This is a genomic window from Sphingobacterium gobiense (assembly GCF_002980575.1).
Classification (GTDB): domain Bacteria; phylum Bacteroidota; class Bacteroidia; order Sphingobacteriales; family Sphingobacteriaceae; genus Sphingobacterium; species Sphingobacterium gobiense.
Map to the genome: position 1 here is coordinate 823021 of NZ_PVBS01000001.1, position 17410 is coordinate 840430.

9 protein-coding genes are annotated in these 17410 nt (G+C 42.6%); 8 read left to right on the forward strand and 1 reads right to left on the reverse strand.

Annotated elements, in window-relative coordinates; translation table 11 throughout:
• Complete coding sequence (gene ispE, locus C5749_RS03740; RefSeq protein WP_105723137.1) at positions 1-816, reverse strand: 4-(cytidine 5'-diphospho)-2-C-methyl-D-erythritol kinase; 816 nt, start codon at positions 814-816, stop codon at positions 1-3.
• Positions 817-1138: 322 nt separating this feature from the next.
• Here ispE and C5749_RS03745 point away from each other — a divergent pair, with 322 nt between their 5' ends.
• From C5749_RS03745 to bglX, 8 genes are all read left to right on the forward strand, one after another.
• Complete coding sequence (locus C5749_RS03745; protein ID WP_105723139.1) at positions 1139-3991, forward strand: helix-turn-helix and ligand-binding sensor domain-containing protein; 2853 nt, start codon at positions 1139-1141, stop codon at positions 3989-3991.
• 274 nt (positions 3992-4265) lie between these two features.
• Positions 4266-7268: a SusC/RagA family TonB-linked outer membrane protein gene (locus C5749_RS03750; protein WP_105723141.1), complete on the forward strand. Its 3003-nt coding sequence runs from the start codon at positions 4266-4268 to the stop codon at positions 7266-7268.
• Positions 7269-7287: 19 nt separating this feature from the next.
• Complete coding sequence (locus tag C5749_RS03755) at positions 7288-8781, forward strand: RagB/SusD family nutrient uptake outer membrane protein (RefSeq protein WP_105723143.1); 1494 nt, start codon at positions 7288-7290, stop codon at positions 8779-8781.
• A 26-nt stretch (positions 8782-8807) separates the two neighbouring features.
• Positions 8808-10304, forward strand: a complete 1497-nt coding sequence (locus C5749_RS03760; protein ID WP_105723145.1) for a DUF4886 domain-containing protein — start codon at positions 8808-8810, stop codon at positions 10302-10304.
• 76 nt (positions 10305-10380) lie between these two features.
• On the forward strand, positions 10381-11742 hold the full coding sequence (locus C5749_RS03765; RefSeq protein WP_105723147.1) for a glucoamylase family protein: 1362 nt from the start codon (positions 10381-10383) through the stop codon (positions 11740-11742).
• A gap of 24 nt (positions 11743-11766) precedes the next feature.
• Positions 11767-13344, forward strand: coding sequence for a sulfatase family protein (locus C5749_RS03770; protein ID WP_105723149.1), 1578 nt, complete (start codon positions 11767-11769; stop codon positions 13342-13344).
• Positions 13334-15070 (forward strand): family 43 glycosylhydrolase, encoded by a 1737-nt coding sequence (locus tag C5749_RS03775; protein ID WP_219847889.1) that lies wholly within the window; start codon positions 13334-13336, stop codon positions 15068-15070. The genes C5749_RS03770 and C5749_RS03775 overlap by 11 nt, the downstream gene beginning before the upstream one ends.
• A gap of 48 nt (positions 15071-15118) precedes the next feature.
• Positions 15119-17398 carry a beta-glucosidase BglX gene (gene bglX / locus C5749_RS03780; RefSeq protein WP_105723151.1) on the forward strand — a complete coding sequence of 760 codons (2280 nt, stop codon included), beginning with the start codon at positions 15119-15121 and terminating at the stop codon, positions 17396-17398.
• Positions 17399-17410 lie beyond the last annotated feature (12 nt).

Consider the following 17410-nt stretch of genomic DNA (forward strand, 5'->3'; position numbering starts at 1 on the left):
TTAAATCTCCACTGGATAATACACCTGACCTAGATTTTGTAACATCGTTAAATCGATGGGTTTCGAAAATATACCATACACAGCCGACCCAGAACCAGACATCGAAGCGTACATAGCGCCTTGTGCATAAAGTGCTAATTTGATTTCTCTTATCAAGGGATATTTGTCAAAGACACCCTCTTCAAAGTCATTTTTAACATAAAACTTCCAGTCTTGTACAGGAAGATGCAGCACTTCCTTCAAATCATCTTTAGCAGGATGGGGTACAACCTGTTGATAAGCCTCTGCCGTAGATATATTCACGGATGGCTTGACAAGTACTAAAAACCTATCCGACAGATCTATCGGGACAGGAGATAAATCCGTTCCGATCCCTTCAGCATAGCATGGTTTATTTTGAATGAAAAAAGGACAATCTGCCCCTAATTTCGCAGCTTCATTTTCTAATTGCAATGTAGAAAGCCCAATATCAAACTTTTCATTGAGCATTTTCAAGACAAATGCGCCATCTGATGAACCTCCCCCGAGCCCAGCCCCGTAAGGAATCTGTTTATGCAAATGGATATGTACAGGTGGTATTTTAAACTTTTCTGCAAGTAAATGATATGCTCTTAAACACAGATTGTTATCTTCAACGGGCAACGCTAAGCCCGTAATTTCCAGTGTTGTTTTCGTCGCCGGTTCCGATGACGTGATTTCTATAATGTCGTATAACGGAAAGGGGTAAAATACAGATTCCAAAAAATGATAGCCATCAGCACGTTTGCCGACAATATTTAGTCCGATATTGATTTTAGCATTAGCAAATGAAATCATAATGCAATGATAGTTAAAAGTTCTTTTTTTCCGTAAAAAAGAACCAAAAACCTCGTCACTTCGGATATTTGAAAGGATTTTTTAGTGCAAAAAGGAAGATTCTACATACTTCAAATCTCCGGATGTGACAATTTAAAGTTAAGGAAGGGATCATGCAATTGTATTATCCCATTCTTAACCTTCTTAATTAAAAGCCACGTCACGGTTCGAACGACACAAAATAATATATTAAACATTCATTAAACCTTAACAGCAAAGGTTTAACGAAGCTTTTGCTAGAAAGCGCTTGAGTTTGTAACTTGCAGCATTCGAAACGTATTGTATGATGATCCGCACTATAAGTTTGTTAATTTGTTTACTTCTAAGCGTTTGCTGTTATGGCCAATATATTTCGTCTATTGGAAGTCCGTATGTTCAGAATTATACCAAATCGCAATATAAGGCTGGAAATCAAAATTGGAGCGTTGACCAAGGTCCAGATGGTGTAATATATGCTGCTAATGGCGATGGGATCATCGTATTTGATGGAGCTTATTGGGAGACATACCCACTGAAAAACAACATGGGCGCCCGAAGTGTTAGCGTAGCGAAAGATGGAAAGATTTACGCTGGAGGCAAGCAAGAATTTGGGTATTTCAAAAAAGAGAAGGGCAAGCTTCGGTATTATTCACTGACACATTTAGTAGAACCAGGCATCATCCAAAACGACGAAATATGGAAAATTCTCTTCGTTGGTGACTCCGTTATCTTTCAATCATTCTCCAAATTTTACCTCTTGCATGGGAATAAAATAACAACGCATTATGGAGATGGAGAACCCTTTCTTTTTGCACATCAGGCAGGAGAATATGTTTGGGTGGAAAAGATTCCGAGCGGCCTAAATACTTGGGGAGATAGCGGTTTTACGCCCTTGAAAACGCGATTGCACAATGTGCTGGTGTTTCTCCCGTTCGATATACACCATATACTTGTCGGAACAGCAAAAGATGGGCTCTTTTTGTTGAGCGAAAATGGAGAAGCTTCTCCATGGTATCCCGAGTCTCCATTAAATCAATTTCTCAAAGAAGCTCAAATAAATAATGGCGTCAAGATAGATGATAATACATTTGCATTCGGTACGATTAAAAACGGTATTTTCATTGCTAATAAATCGGGGAAAATACTTCAACACGTCCACAAGCGAAATGGCCTTCAAAACAATACTGTACTCAGTATGGTATTGGACAAGCAAGGAAATTTATGGGCCGGATTGGACAACGGCATAGATCGAATTGAGATTAACTCCCCGTTTTACTATTACAACGATATCTTCGGAGCGTTGGGTACGGTATATGCCATCAAGGTATTTCAAGACCGAATATACCTTGGAACCAATCAAGGCTTATTTTATAGCCGCTGGACAGCGGACAGTTATCTCCAGCAACTTCAGTTTCAATTTATTCCTAATTCACAAGGGCAAGTTTGGTCACTTGAAATATTCAATAACCAGCTCATTTGTGGCCATAATGACGGTACTTTTTTAGTCAGAGGCAATCAAATAGAGCGAATATCACGTTGGACCGGTGGTTGGCAAAACATCCAGCTTAGGCCTAACGCGCCTTTTTTCATCCAAGGAAATTATACGGGAATAGCTTTATTTGAAGACCGACAGGGTTGGCAGTTACATCACAAGTTTCAAGAGCCAAAAGAAGCGGTTCTCAAACTCTATCCCTGGGAGAATATGACATTTTGGGCGGTACTAAATAATAGCATTCAGCTCTTAGAATTATCGACAACGCAACCAACCATAAAAACTTTAAAAACTTTTTCTTTTACAGCGGATTTTCCGAACATCCGACGGATCACGCCGGCCGATATAAGGGGTAATACGGTTTTTGCTACCGATAAGGGTATTTTTACTTATGATAAGGTACTCGATAAATTCGCAACGTATGACGATATAAATCAATCGCTTGGCTCTTTTGCAAATTCAACCAAGATAAAGGAACGGGACGACACAACGTATATCTTTATTAATGATGGTCGATTTGCTTTGGTGGAATGGAAAGATAATGCTATCCGCATAGATTCTTCTACTTTTAATGGGCTGGAAAATATGGTCATGAAAGATTACGAAAACGTGGAATTTGCAGCGAACCGTTTTCTTTTTGCATTGGACAATGGATTTGTTGCGTATAATCCGTATTTTAAACATAACGCTGCTATTGAAAAGCCAATCATTAAAGGATTACAAGATATTTCCATGATGAGCAGTGATTCAGTCAGCTACCTTGAAATCAATAAATCAATCCCTTACAAAAACAATAATATCCGTGTAATATTCTCTTCCCCATGGTATTCTAGTATTGCCTCGAAATATCAGTATCAATTGGAAGGGTATCAAAATAAGTGGTCAACCCCCTCCGAAATACCGTATATCGACTTTACAAATCTTTCCTGGGGGACCTACACCTTTAAGGTGAGGGCAATAGCCACTGACGGACGGATTTCAAATGTCAGTCAAGTCACATTCGCCATCAAAGCGCCATTTTATTTGCAGTGGCCTGCGTTTCTGCTATACTTTATTACCCTGGGGATAGCCTTCATGATCATACGACGTCGTATTATCGAAAAGATAAAACTGGATAAGCTCCAGTTAAGACAGAAACTTCGGCGTCGCCAAGAGGAACTATTACGTCGCGAAACTGAACAAAATGAGAAGAAACTCATGCAGTTAAAAAATGAGCAATTGGAACTGGAATTGGATCAAAAAAGTAGAGAGCTCGCAAATGTCGCTGCTAATATTGTTTACAAAAATGAATTATTGCACAATCTCCAAGACGAGCTCTTCAAACTGAAAGACAAGAATGGTAATAAGCTATCGGTTGACCAGTTACAAAAAGTAAATAAGCTTATGGATAACGCGCGCAGTGATGAGCGTGACTGGGATATATTTGAGAAAAGTTTTAATGAATCACACGAGAACTTCTTTAAAAAACTAAAAGCAGATTACCCCTCCTTATCACCCAACGATCTAAAATTATGTGCTTACCTCCGACTCAATATGTCTAGCAAAGACATCGCGTCCCTACTCAATATAACTACCCGCGGTGTGGAAGTTAGGCGATATCGTTTACGTAAGAAATTTGAGCTTCCAACGCATAAAAATTTAACGGAGTTCTTATTAGAACATTAAAAACTACATCATTATTACTACAAATAAATAGTGTACATAATACACTCATAGCTAATAGTTGTGCAGGTAATGAAGTATTATAAGTATTTATTTTACAGATAAATACACAAAAATAAAATTCGATTTGTAGCAACCATCTTCCTATGAAGTAGTAATGTGAAACCACTTTATTTTGCCATAGAACTAATACACCACATCTTTGTTAAGATTATAAACACTGTGTTACGATAACCTGTTATTGTGTCATAATTACAAACGTTAACAAACTAGTTTTATGAGGAAGTTATGTATACTTTTTTTGTTTTTAGCCTCCACCTTATCTTACGGATATGCGCAGGTTAAAACTGTAACCGGAACGGTAAAGGACAGCCAGTCTTTAATTGGTCTTCCGGGAGTCACCATTTCTAAACCAGATGGAACAGGAACCCAGACGGATGCTGCCGGGCGGTTCTCGGTTGAAGTCAGCCCAACAGATTCTTTAACCTTTCGGTTTATTGGTTATACTCCACAATCGGTGACGGTTGGTAACCAACAAACATTAGATGTTTTCCTGATCAGCGAAGATCAAGCTTTAGAAGAGGTTGTGGTTATTGGGTATGGTACTGCCCAAAAGCGCGATTTGACAGGATCGATTACGCAAGTAAAAGGCGAAGATATCGTCGACAGGCCTGGTACGAATCCGGTTGCCAACCTTCAAGGTAAAGTTGCCGGTCTGCAGGTCACAAACTCGGGTCGCCCAGGACAGGAACCTGATATCAGAATTCGGGGAACGAATTCCATTAATGCTGTAAAACCTTTGTATGTTGTTGATGGATTATTGAACGACAACATCAACTTTCTGAATCCCGCTGATATTGAGAGTATCGAAATACTAAAAGACCCCTCGTCTTTAGCTATCTTTGGTGTACGCGGAGCGAATGGGGTAATCGCTGTGACAACTAAAAGGGCAAAAACAGGACAGCTGAATTTTGAGTTTAGTTCTCGTATTGGTATAAAAGATGTCAACCATCGCATGAAAATGGTCAATGCCGAACAATTTAAGGAACTATATGACGAGCAGTTGTTTAACCAAGGAAATGTAGAATACGATTATACACATTGGACAGGCGATACAGATTGGCAAGATCAGATATTTAAAAACGGTATCATCAATTATAACAATATAAGCGTTAGTGGCGCGACAGAACGGAATAGCTTTCGGATGGGGTTGGGTTATTCACACGATGAAGGTATTATTCATCACGAACGCCATAAGCAATTTACATTCAATATAGCAGATGAGCTAAAACTTACGGATAATTTTCGCACAGGAATTATTTTAAACGGGTATCGCGCACAGCTTCCGGTGGAACGCGGCGTATTCGGAGCGATACAGGCGGCTCCGATTGCGCCCGTTTATAACGACGAGTATGGATTATATCATACCATGCCCGACTTTCAGCGGGCTCAAGTCAATAATCCGTTGTTAGCCATCAAAGAAAGAAAAAACTCAGCCATTCGATTAAACTATCGAGTTGTCGCCAATGGATACACGGAAGTAGACTTTCTTTCACATTTTAACTTTCGCGTCAACGTATCGGCAGATTATGGCTTTAACAACTTCAGAACATATGACGGTGTAGTCGCCCAATACAATCCAGATATTAGAGGGGATGATAAAACCGACCGCGTAGGAAATCTATTAACTGCTGTCTCACAAGAACAGAATAAATACTATAAGTACCAAACGGACTGGTTACTAAATTATAAAAATAGTTTCGGTCTGCATAACATCACCGGGATGTTGGGGTATACCACTTATATGCAAGGTTTTGAATCCACGAATGCTAGAAGAACGGAAGGGGACAGCGGATTGCCCATACCAAACAACCCAGACTACTGGTACGTCAGTATTGGCGATGTTGGAACGCAAACGGGTAATGGAACAGCATGGGAATACCGAACGTTATCATACCTCGCCCGGGCATTGTACAATTACGACGGCAGGTATCTGTTAAACGCCTCATTCCGTCGCGATGGATCTTCCGCCTTCGCCAAAGGAAATCCTTGGCAAAACTTCTATGCTTTCGGGGCTGGTTGGGTTGTCACACGAGAGGATTTTATGCAAGATCAAAGGGTTATTAATAACTTAAAAATCCGCGGATCATGGGGTTCGTTAGGGAATCAAAACGTAGGTAACAATCGATACCCAATGTATGCTCAATTAAGCGCAGGTAATTCTGCGGTATTTGGCGACAGACTCATTCCGGCATTAGTTCCTGAATATATACCAGACCCCAATTTACACTGGGAAGTGGTAAAAAGCTGGGAAGCTGGTTTTGAGCTTTCTGCCTTTCAAAACAGATTAGATATAGAAGCTGTATATTATCGAAAAGACACAGATGGCGTGATGGTAAGGGTACCGGGTATGTTTGGATCTATTCCGGGCTTAAGCAATCTCGGAAATATCGAAAATAAAGGTATCGAGGCTTCCGCTAGATGGACTCAACCCATACAAGATGATTGGTCAATCTCTTTTGGTGGAAACATTACGACGGTGGATAACATGGTCAACAAACTTTCTACGGATGGTTATCAGATCGTAGATGGTCCGTCAAGAACCAATACTGGTCAACCGATTGGCTACTTCTTTGGTTATATCCATGACGGTATTTTCCAGACACAGGCTGAAGTCGACCAATATGCCGCAAATGGTGTAGTTGGAGGCGTTTTCCGTCCGGGAGATATAAAACTTCGTGACACAGATGGTAGTGGAACAGTAGATGTCAACGACCGAACTTTTATCGGTAATCCCACCCCTGATTTCTATTGTGGTATTTCGTTGTCTACTTCATATAAAAATTTTGATCTCGGGTTTGAGTTCCAAGGAGTCTATGGTAATGAAATTATGCGAACATGGAACAGAAGTCAATTTGCAACACTAAACTTTTTACAAGATCGTATGGCACGTTGGACGGGCCCGGGCACCAGCAACTGGGAACCCATATTGGACGAAAGACGAGCCAATAACAGAGAGTTTTCTACTTATTATATCGAAGATGGCAGCTTTTTCCGGTTGAGGGATATAACACTAGCGTATAATTTCCCACAGGAAACAGTCTCCAGGTTAAAACTGAAAAACCTCAGAATGTTCTTAAATGCACAAAATATATTCACCCTGTCCAACAATAGCGGATTTACACCGGAAATTGGCGGTAGCGCCATCTCCTTCGGAGTGGACAACGGAACTTACCCTGTTCCGGCTATTTATACGTTTGGTGTGAACTTAAATTTTTAACCAGAAAACGATGATAAAAATGAAAACACAGAATATACATAAAGCAATGTTTGCTTTACCGATAATCTTACTGTTACTGACAGGGAGTTGTAGCAGGGATTGGTTGGATATCAAGCCTAAAGGACGGTTTACCGAAGACGATCTACCAACGGGGTCCTTAGAAGAACAAGTCTTTGCCGCCTATTCCGGTTTACGTAGTGAAGGAACGAGCGGATTACAATATGTAGCGTTGCACAACATTCGTTCGGACGATGCTGATCTGGGAAGTAATACCGGAGACGAAGCCGCTGCCGGACCGATTTACGACAATTTCAGTTACTCGCTAAGCCATTGGCTTGCCGAAGGGTATTGGTCTGGACATTTCGGCGTGATAAACCTGTCGAACAATGTCTTGGCAGCCGCCGATTCAATAGAGAACTTAACCGAAGGAACACTCGCCAATATTGGTGAGGCCAAGTTTCTCCGAGCATGGGCTTACTTTAATCTCGTCCGCACGTTTGGCGAGGTACCAATTATTAATTTCCGGATTACCGACCAAGCCTCCGCAAACAGACCTAAATCCACTATTCCGGAAATTTATGAGCTCATTGACGCAGACTTGCAGGATGCTGTGGCGTCGCTGCCAAACGAATGGAACGGTTTTCCGGGCCGTGTTACTAGAGGTACTGCCTTAGCCCTGCAGACCAAAACCTTTATGGCGCGTCAGCGTTATCAGGAAGCACTAAGTTCAGCGCAAGAGGTTATCAACTCGGGTATCTACGACCTCAGCCTTCCCTACAACATGATTTTTAGAGAAGAGAGTGAAAATAGCAAAGAATCGATTTTCGAAATTCAGGCGTTATATGATGGTGTGAATGACTTTGGCGTGACCTATGCCAGTCGTCAAGGCGTACGGGGATCTGGAGTATGGAATCTCGGTTGGGGGTGGAACATTCCGAACCAAAGATTGCTTGATGCCTTCGAACCAGGTGATCCACGCAAAGATGTTACCGTTTTGTATAGCGATAGTACAAATGCACCTTACGGCGAAAGACTGCCTGCAGGTCTACCGCGTCCTTATTGGAATAAAAAAGTGTATACCAATCCAGTTCTAAGAAGGCAATATGGCAGCCAGATGGGCCAATGGTTCAATGTCCGGATCATTCGTTATGCCGATATCGTATTACTAGCTGCTGAAGCTGCCAACGAAATTGGTGGGGAAGGCCATATCGATTTAGCTTTGGGTTATCTCGAACAAGTCAGAGCAAGAGCGCGGAGCAATAACAACAGTGTCCTACCGGAGGTAACCACCCGCGATCAAAACGAACTGCGTCAAGCCATTCGCCATGAACGTCAGGTCGAACTCGGTATGGAAAACGAACGGTTTTATGATTTGATACGCTGGGGAATTGACGTAGAAACCATGCACGCTGCGGGTAAAACCGGTTATCAAATTCGCAATCGCTTTTACCCTATTCCACAGGCGGAAATAGATAGATCGAATGGTGTGTTGATTCAAAATCCAGACTATTAATTTTAACTTAAATTAAGCATTATAACATGAAAAGACATATATACACCGGTTTATTACTGCTATTTGGCGTGCTGGCCGGAACCTTTACGTTTAGTTCTTGCCAGAAAATGGAACGCCCGACCATGGGCGAGATCATTCCAGATCCTGAGGACGATGGCAGCATACGCATTCTTGCTATCGGAAATAGCTTCTCCGAAGATGCGTTGGAAGAACATCTATACGGACTTTTCGATGCGGCAGGTATAACAGTCACCATAGGTAATCTATACATCGGGGGTGCTTCGTTCTACAATCACGAAAGTAACATTAGACAAAACAGAGACGCATACAGCTTTCGAAAAGTTAACCGCGATGGAGAAAAAACAACAACCGCAGGATACACGATACATCGGGCACTTTCAGAAGAAAACTGGACGCATATTAGCTTTCAACAGGTAAGCGACAGCTCGGGGTTATACAATACATGGGCGGCTAGATTACCCTTTATATTTGATTACGTCGCCCCACGGGCAAAAAATCCAGACGCAAAATTTTTATTGCATCAAACTTGGGCTTACGCCCAGAACTCTACGCATGCAGGATTTCCCAACTACGACAACGACCAGATGAAAATGTACGAAGCTATCGTTGATGCAGTTGATCGCGCCAAAGATTTGGTGGATATCGATTTCATTGTTCCGGCCGGAACCGCCATTCAAAACGTCAGAACGAGTATTATCGGCGACAACGTCACCCGTGATGGTTACCATTTAAACAATGGCATCGGCAGATACACCGCCGCCTGTGTATGGTTTGAAGCCATCACCGGGCAAAGCGTTATTGGCAATTCCTACAAGCCGGCCGGCATGTCGGATTATGAAGCCGAGATTGCGCAACACGCTGCCCATGCGGCCATTACCACACCGTTGGAGGTTACAGATATGGTAAATTACAAAGATTGGGGCGGCAGTTTTGATTTTATTGATCCGATTTATCTTGATTTCGGACAGGCAGCAGGGGCAGATGGATGGAATGGTGTGACCAGTCCGCTTGATGGATTTTCCATTACAAACCTACGTGATCATCATGGCGAATTTACAGGTGTTTCATTCGTTATTGAGGAACGGTTTAACGGAGTTAATACAGATGGCGTAGCACAAACCACCACTGACTTTAATATGCCGGAAAGTGTAGCCAGACGCTCGTACTTTGGTAACGCAGGTGGCGCTTTCGGCGGCATGCTGATCGAAAAAAGTGTCGTTCGATTCTATGGGCTTGATCCCGAAAAGTCGTACGATCTGTGTTATTATGGATCAAGAAACAATGTAAGTGATAATCGGGAGACATTCTATACAGCTAAGGGTGCCAACGAAAAAACGACGCTTTTAAATACGTCAAATAATAGTACCGATATAGCGTGTACAAACGGTATAAGACCGAATGCTGACGGAGAAATCACGGTCACTATCGGCGCTGGACCGAATAATACGAACGGCACTAAGTTTTTCTATATCACATCGATGCGCATCCAACCGTCAAACTGATATTTGATACCCTTTTACCAACTATCGGGTTCACAGTGGATCCGATAGTTAATTTTACAGCTTATAATTTTTAATAATGAAGTTCACCTATTTAACATCCACGATCGTACTAAGTCTGCTGCTCATAAATTGTTCTGCTCCCAAAACAGAAGACGACACCAGGGCAGATGCCGAAATCCCAAGCGAAGCATTATCCGACGACTCATTAATCACCCTCGTTCAAAAACAAACATTCCAATATTTCTGGGATGGTGCTGAGCCTAACTCCGGTTTAGCCAGGGAGCGTATCCACATCGACGGTGACTATCCTAAAAACGATCAGAACGTAGTTACTATTGGCGGAAGTGGTTTCGGACTCATGGCTATTTTAGTGGGAATACATAATGAATTCGTCCCCAAAGAAGAAGGACTGGCACGTATCGAAAAAGCACTGATTTTTTTAGATACGATCGAACGCTTCCAAGGCGCCTGGTCACACTGGTATTTCGGTGATACCGGTGAACCGAAAGCGTTTAGTGAAAATGATGACGGAGGCGATATTGTCGAGACAGCATTTATGGCGCAGGCGCTTGTATGTATCCGCGAATTTTATAAAAACGGCGATGATGAGGAGAAGAAAATAGCCGCTAAAGCCGATGCGTTATGGAAAGGTATTAACTGGGATTTTTACCGAAACGGCAAAGACGTGCTTTACTGGCACTGGAGCCCAAAGCATGGGTGGGGCATGAATCATGCTATTCAAGGATTCGATGAATGCATGATTGCTTACATTTTGGGTGCTTCCTCTCCTACCCACGCCATCCCAGCTTCCGCCTATCACAAAGGTTGGGCCCGCGAGGGAAGGATTAAGTCATCGGTAATGAAATACGATATTCCCACCATACTAAAACACAACTCCAAAGAAGGTGAAGTCGGGCCGCTTTTCTGGTCGCACTATTCATTTTTAGGACTAAACCCCAATGGACTATCTGATCAATACGCCAGTTATCAGGATGTAGTGATCAATCACACTAAAATTCATATCGCCTATGCAGAAGACAACCCAAAACAATTTAAGGGATACGGAGCGGATAAAGGCTGGGGATGGACAGCGAGTTATTCCACAAATGGATATAATGCTCACCATCCAGACAATGATCCTACAGGTGTCATCTCTCCTACAGCAGCAATTTCATCCGTTCCCTATACGCCGAAAGAGAGCATCAGATTCATGCGCTATTTAAAAGATAGCATCGGCGATAAGGTTTGGGGTAAATACGGATTTTATGACGCCTATAGCGAAACCGAAGATTGGTATCCGCAACGTTATCTTGCTATTGATCAAGGACCTATGGTCGTGATGATTCAAAACTATAAAGATGCTTTCATCTGGAATCTCTTCATGGGTGCGCCGGATGTAAAAGAAGGGTTACAAAAGCTAGGGTTTTCAACACCCTAACGGCAACAATAATTTAATTATATCATGTTAAAAAAGACGGAAATAAAACCTTTTATAGCGCTGTGCGTAACACTGATGACAACGCTATGTATGTATGGCCAAAAATTGGAACAACGTCCGAATGTCATATTTATCATGAGCGACGATCATGCGGAGCAAGCTATCAGTGCATATGGCCATCCCGTTTCGCAAATCGCGCCAACACCGCATATCGATCAGATAGCTCAGGAAGGTGCCCTATTCGTGAATAATTATTGTAGCAATTCTATTTGTGGTCCGAGCCGAGCGGCGATATTAACGGGTAAGCACAGCCATAAAAACGGATTTATGCGAAATGGGAACAAGGGCTTCGATGGTACGCAACAAACACTGCCGAAAATCCTACAACAAAACGGTTATGAAACGGCTATCATCGGAAAATGGCATCTCATTTCGAAACCAACGGGCTTCGACCATTGGGAAATACTGAACGACCAGGGAGATTATTACAACCCCTACTTCATCACGGCACAGGACACCGTTCGCCGTATGGGCTACGTCACTGATCTGATTACTAATCTGACTAAAGAATGGTTAGAAAGTAGAGATAAAAACAAACCGTTTTTTTTAATGATGCACCATAAAGCTCCCCATCGCAACTGGGTACCAGCCGAACGGCACTACAAGCGCTATGAAAACACCATCTTTCCCGTGCCCGAAACCTATTTTGATGACTACGAAGGTCGATACGCCGCTTCAAAACAGGAAATGAACATCTATCGTGATATGTACGAAGGACACGACCTAAAGATGGTGGCCGGTATCAATTCAGACTCTTTGTTATACGATCCTTGGCCACATGCTTTTTTAGAGACTATGACAACAGCAGAACGGGAACGTTTTTTTATGGCTTACAGAGATCGTAACAACGACTACTATACGACAGAGCGCACCGAAAAAGAAAAAGCTATCTGGAAATTCCAACGCTATATGCAAGATTATTTAGCCACCGTCAAATCGGTAGACGAAAGTGTTGGCGAGATCATGGATTACCTAAAAAACAGTGGATTGGATAAGAACACAATCATCATCTATACATCCGACCAAGGGTTTTACCTCGGCGAACATGGATGGTTTGATAAACGGTTTATGTACGAGGAATCCTTTGGCATGCCGTTATTGATGTCTTATCCTGAGCACATCAAACCAGGAACAAAGGTGGACGGCCTGACGCAGAATATCGACTTTGCACCTACGTTATTGGATATGTGCCATATCGAGATTCCAGATGACATGCAAGGAGTCTCTTTCAAAAAGCTCGTGGAAAACAACAAGAAGCCACGTGATTGGCGGAAATCGTTATACTATCATTATTATGAGTTTCCGGGTTTTCACAGTGTACGCGCTCACTATGGCGTCAAGATGAAGCGATACAAACTCATACACTTTTATAACGAAGATATTTGGGAGTTATATGATCTCAAGAATGATCCCACAGAAATGAACAATATATATGGGAAAACGGGCACCAAAAAAATTACTAAGAAGCTAAAGAATGAACTGCATCACTTGCGAGAACAGTATGAGGTGGACGAGGATAAACATGATGAAAATGAAAGATAAATTTATGAGGAATTTTCTATTACTTCTATTTTCCATAGCGATTACCACATCAGTACACGCCCAGAATATGCGTATGGACACTTACTGCAATCCGCTCAATTTGGATTATACCTACATGATCTACAATTCCCATCGCAATATATCTTATCGATCTGGTGCCGATCCCGCTGTTGTGGAATTCAGGGGCGAGTACTACATGTTCGTTACCCGATCGATGGGCTACTGGCATTCTACAGATTTGCAAAACTGGCATTTCATTACACCCGAAAACTGGTATTTTGAAGGGTCCAATGCGCCTGCAGCCCATAATTACAAAGACTCCGTGTTATACGTCACTGGCAATCCATCTGGGCACATGAGTGTACTTTATACAGATAACCCGAAGAAAGGCAATTGGAAGGCCGTTCCGGGGATTATCAATAATCTGCAGGATCCCAACTTATTTATTGACGACGATGGACAGGCTTATATGTTTTGGGGTTCATCAAACAAATTTCCCATCCGAGGGCGCAAACTAGATAAAAATAAACGTTTCATCGCGGACTCCGTCATTGTAGAACTTTTTAACCTTGAACCAGAAAAACATGGTTGGGAACGCTTTGGCGAAAACCACACGGATACGGTATTGGGCGGATATATAGAAGGCCCATGGCTTACGAAGCATAATGGCAAATATTATATGCAATATGCAGCTCCCGGAACACAATTTAACGTTTATGGTGATGGCGTATATGTAGCTGACCAGCCGCTAGGACCATATACTTATCAAATACATAACCCCGTGTCGTACAAACCGGGAGGCTATATGAACGGTGCAGGGCACGGTAGTACCGTATTAGGTCCCGGTGGTCATTACTGGCATTTTGCGACGATGGACTATTCAGTCAATATGACGTGGGAACGACGCATATGTATGTTCCCCACATTCTTCGATGAAGACGGAATCATGTATACGGATAGCTATTTTGGTGATTATCCCCGTTACGCTCCTTCCGTACCCAATCAAGGTGGACGATTTAGAGGATGGATGTTATTGTCTTACAATAAGCCCGTTAGTGTATCTTCTATACAGAAAGATTTTGACAAAGCTGCATTAACCGATGAAATAGCCAAAACGTCGTGGCTTGCCGAAAGCAATGACGATAAACAATGGGTTATCATCGATCTGGAAAAGCAGGCAGCTATGTATGCCATACAAATAAACTACGCCGATTACCAATCCGATATGTATGGTAGAATCGAGGGACTAAGACATCGGTATACCATTGAAGGCTCTCTTGATGGTGAAAACTGGTTCGTTATCATAGATAAAAGTAAAAGTTTTAACGATACGCCCAACGATTACATCGAACTGGAATCGCCTGTATCTACGCGCTATGTTCGATACAAAAATATCGAGGTGTCTACCCCGCATCTGGCTATGTCTGAAATCCGCATTTTTGGTCTTGGGAAGGGGCAAAAACCCACGGAAGTGAAAAATTTTCACTTAGACAGACACACCGACAAGCGCGATATTTCCATCAATTGGGCAAAACAGCGGAATGTGCAAGGTTATAACGTCAGATGGGGCATCGCACCGGATAAATTGTATAGTTCTTGGATGGTTTATGGAGATAACAAACTACTATTAAAATCATTGAACACCGACCAAACGTATTATTTTGCTATTGAAGCATTTAATGAAAATGGTATCTCTGATTTATCCCCAATACAAGAAATAGAATAAATAAAAATATAGTGAGAGACGCTCCCGTATAAAGAAAATAATAAATTGATGAAAAAAATCACAACATGGGTACTCAGTATCGCAATAACCAGTAGTATAAGCGCAAATGCCCAAACCGATACCAAAATGAATCAGTTCATTTCAGAACTCATGAGCGACATGACGGTAGCGGAAAAAATAGGGCAAATGAATCTAGTTACAGGAGGCGAGGCCGTTACAGGATCAGTCGTGTCTACCGGTGTAGAAACCAAAATTAAAGCCGGCGAGATCGGAGGAATCTTCAGTATGTCGTCACCTGCCAAAATCAGAGCTGCCCAAACGTTAGCCGTTAAACAATCGCGTTTAGGCATCCCTATTATCTTCGGCATGGACGTCATTCATGGATATAAAACCATGTTTCCAATTCCACTAGGTTTGGCTGCCACCTGGGATATGAAACTTATCCGTGAATCCGCGCGTATCGCAGCTGTAGAAGCCAGTGCAGACGGACTTAACTGGACCTTCTCGCCGATGGTAGACATTTCCCGAGATCCGCGTTGGGGACGAATATCAGAAGGAAGTGGTGAAGATACCTACCTTAGTTCGTGCATAGCAACAGAAATGGTCAAAGGGTATCAAGGTGATGATCTCACAGCACATAATACCCTAATGGCATGTGTAAAGCATTTTGCGCTTTACGGTGCTGCCGAAGCTGGACGGGACTACCATACAACCGATATGAGTTTACATCGTATGTATAACGAATATTTTCCACCTTACAAAGCCGCCATTGATGCTGGTGCCGGGACGGTCATGACATCTTTTAACGACATTAATGGTGTACCTGCCACGGCAAACAAATGGCTGATGACCGACGTTTTACGCCATCAGTGGGGGTTCAACGGAATGGTTGTTACCGACTATACCGCGATTAATGAACTGATTGATCACGGCTTGGGCAATTTGCAAACGGTATCTGCATTAGCCCTGAAAGCCGGTGTACATATGGACATGGTAGGCGAAGGATTTCTTACTACATTAAAGAAATCGTTAGACGAAGGAAAGGTGACCCTAACGGAAATTGATGAAGCTTGTCGGCTCATATTAGAGACAAAGTATAAATTGGGGCTTTTTGACGATCCTTTTCGTTACTGTAGTGAAGAACGTGCGAAGAATAGCATGCTCACCCCTTCCCATCTAGCGAAAGCACGTGAAATCGCAGGCAAATCCTTCGTACTGTTAAAGAACGAAAACAACACCCTACCATTGAAAAAAAGCGGCACTGTTGCGCTGATTGGCCCGTTATCAAACACCCGCGCGAATATGCCGGGCACTTGGAGTGTTAGTGCAGATCTGGAGAACACCCCTAGTCTATTAGAGGGTATGCAAGCCGCTTTGGATGATAAGGTTAAAATCGTACAGCATTTGGGGGCCAACCTCCTATCGGATGCAGTGTATCAAGAACGCGCGACCATGTTCGGCCGCGCCATACCAAGAGATGAACGCCCGGAAACTGAAATTATCGCAGAAGCGTTAAGGGTAGCGGAATCGGCGGATGTAATCGTAGCAGCTTTAGGTGAGTCGTCTGAAATGAGTGGCGAGAGTTCCAGTCGCACGGATTTAGATATTCCGAATACCCAAAAAAGACTATTAGAAGCCTTGTTGAAAACAGGTAAACCCGTTGTGTTGGTTTTGTTTGCAGGAAGACCACTAACGTTAACCTGGGAGCATGAACATGTTCCCGCGATATTGAATGTTTGGTTTGGCGGTACAGAAACCGGCAAGGCCGTGGCTGATGTCCTCTTTGGCGATGTGAATCCTTCGGGAAAACTACCAGCCACCTTTCCGCAGAATGTGGGACAGATCCCGTTATATTATAGCGCTAAAAACACGGGACGTCCATTGGCAGAAGGAGCTTGGTTCGAAAAGTTCCGTTCGAACTACCTAGACGTTACTAACGAACCGCTATATCCCTTTGGCTATGGTTTAAGCTATACGACATTTACTTACGGTGATATCCGGTTAGACAAAAACAGCATGAAAGCTGACGAAAAGATTATCGCCACCATTCGTGTTACCAATAATGGTCATTACGATGGCGAGGAAGTTGTACAGCTTTATGTCCGCGATCTGGTCGGTTCGGTTACCCGTCCAGTGAAGGAGCTTAAAGATTTCCAGAAGATTTTCCTTAAAAAAGGCGAAAGCCAAGATGTGGTTTTTGAAATTACGACAGAAGATTTGAAATTCTACAATAATAAGCTCGAGTTTGTTGCAGAACCCGGAGAATTTAAGCTGTTTATCGGCACGAATTCCAGCGATGTTCAGGAAGCTGATTTTTCGCTGCTTTAATAGCAACCCGAG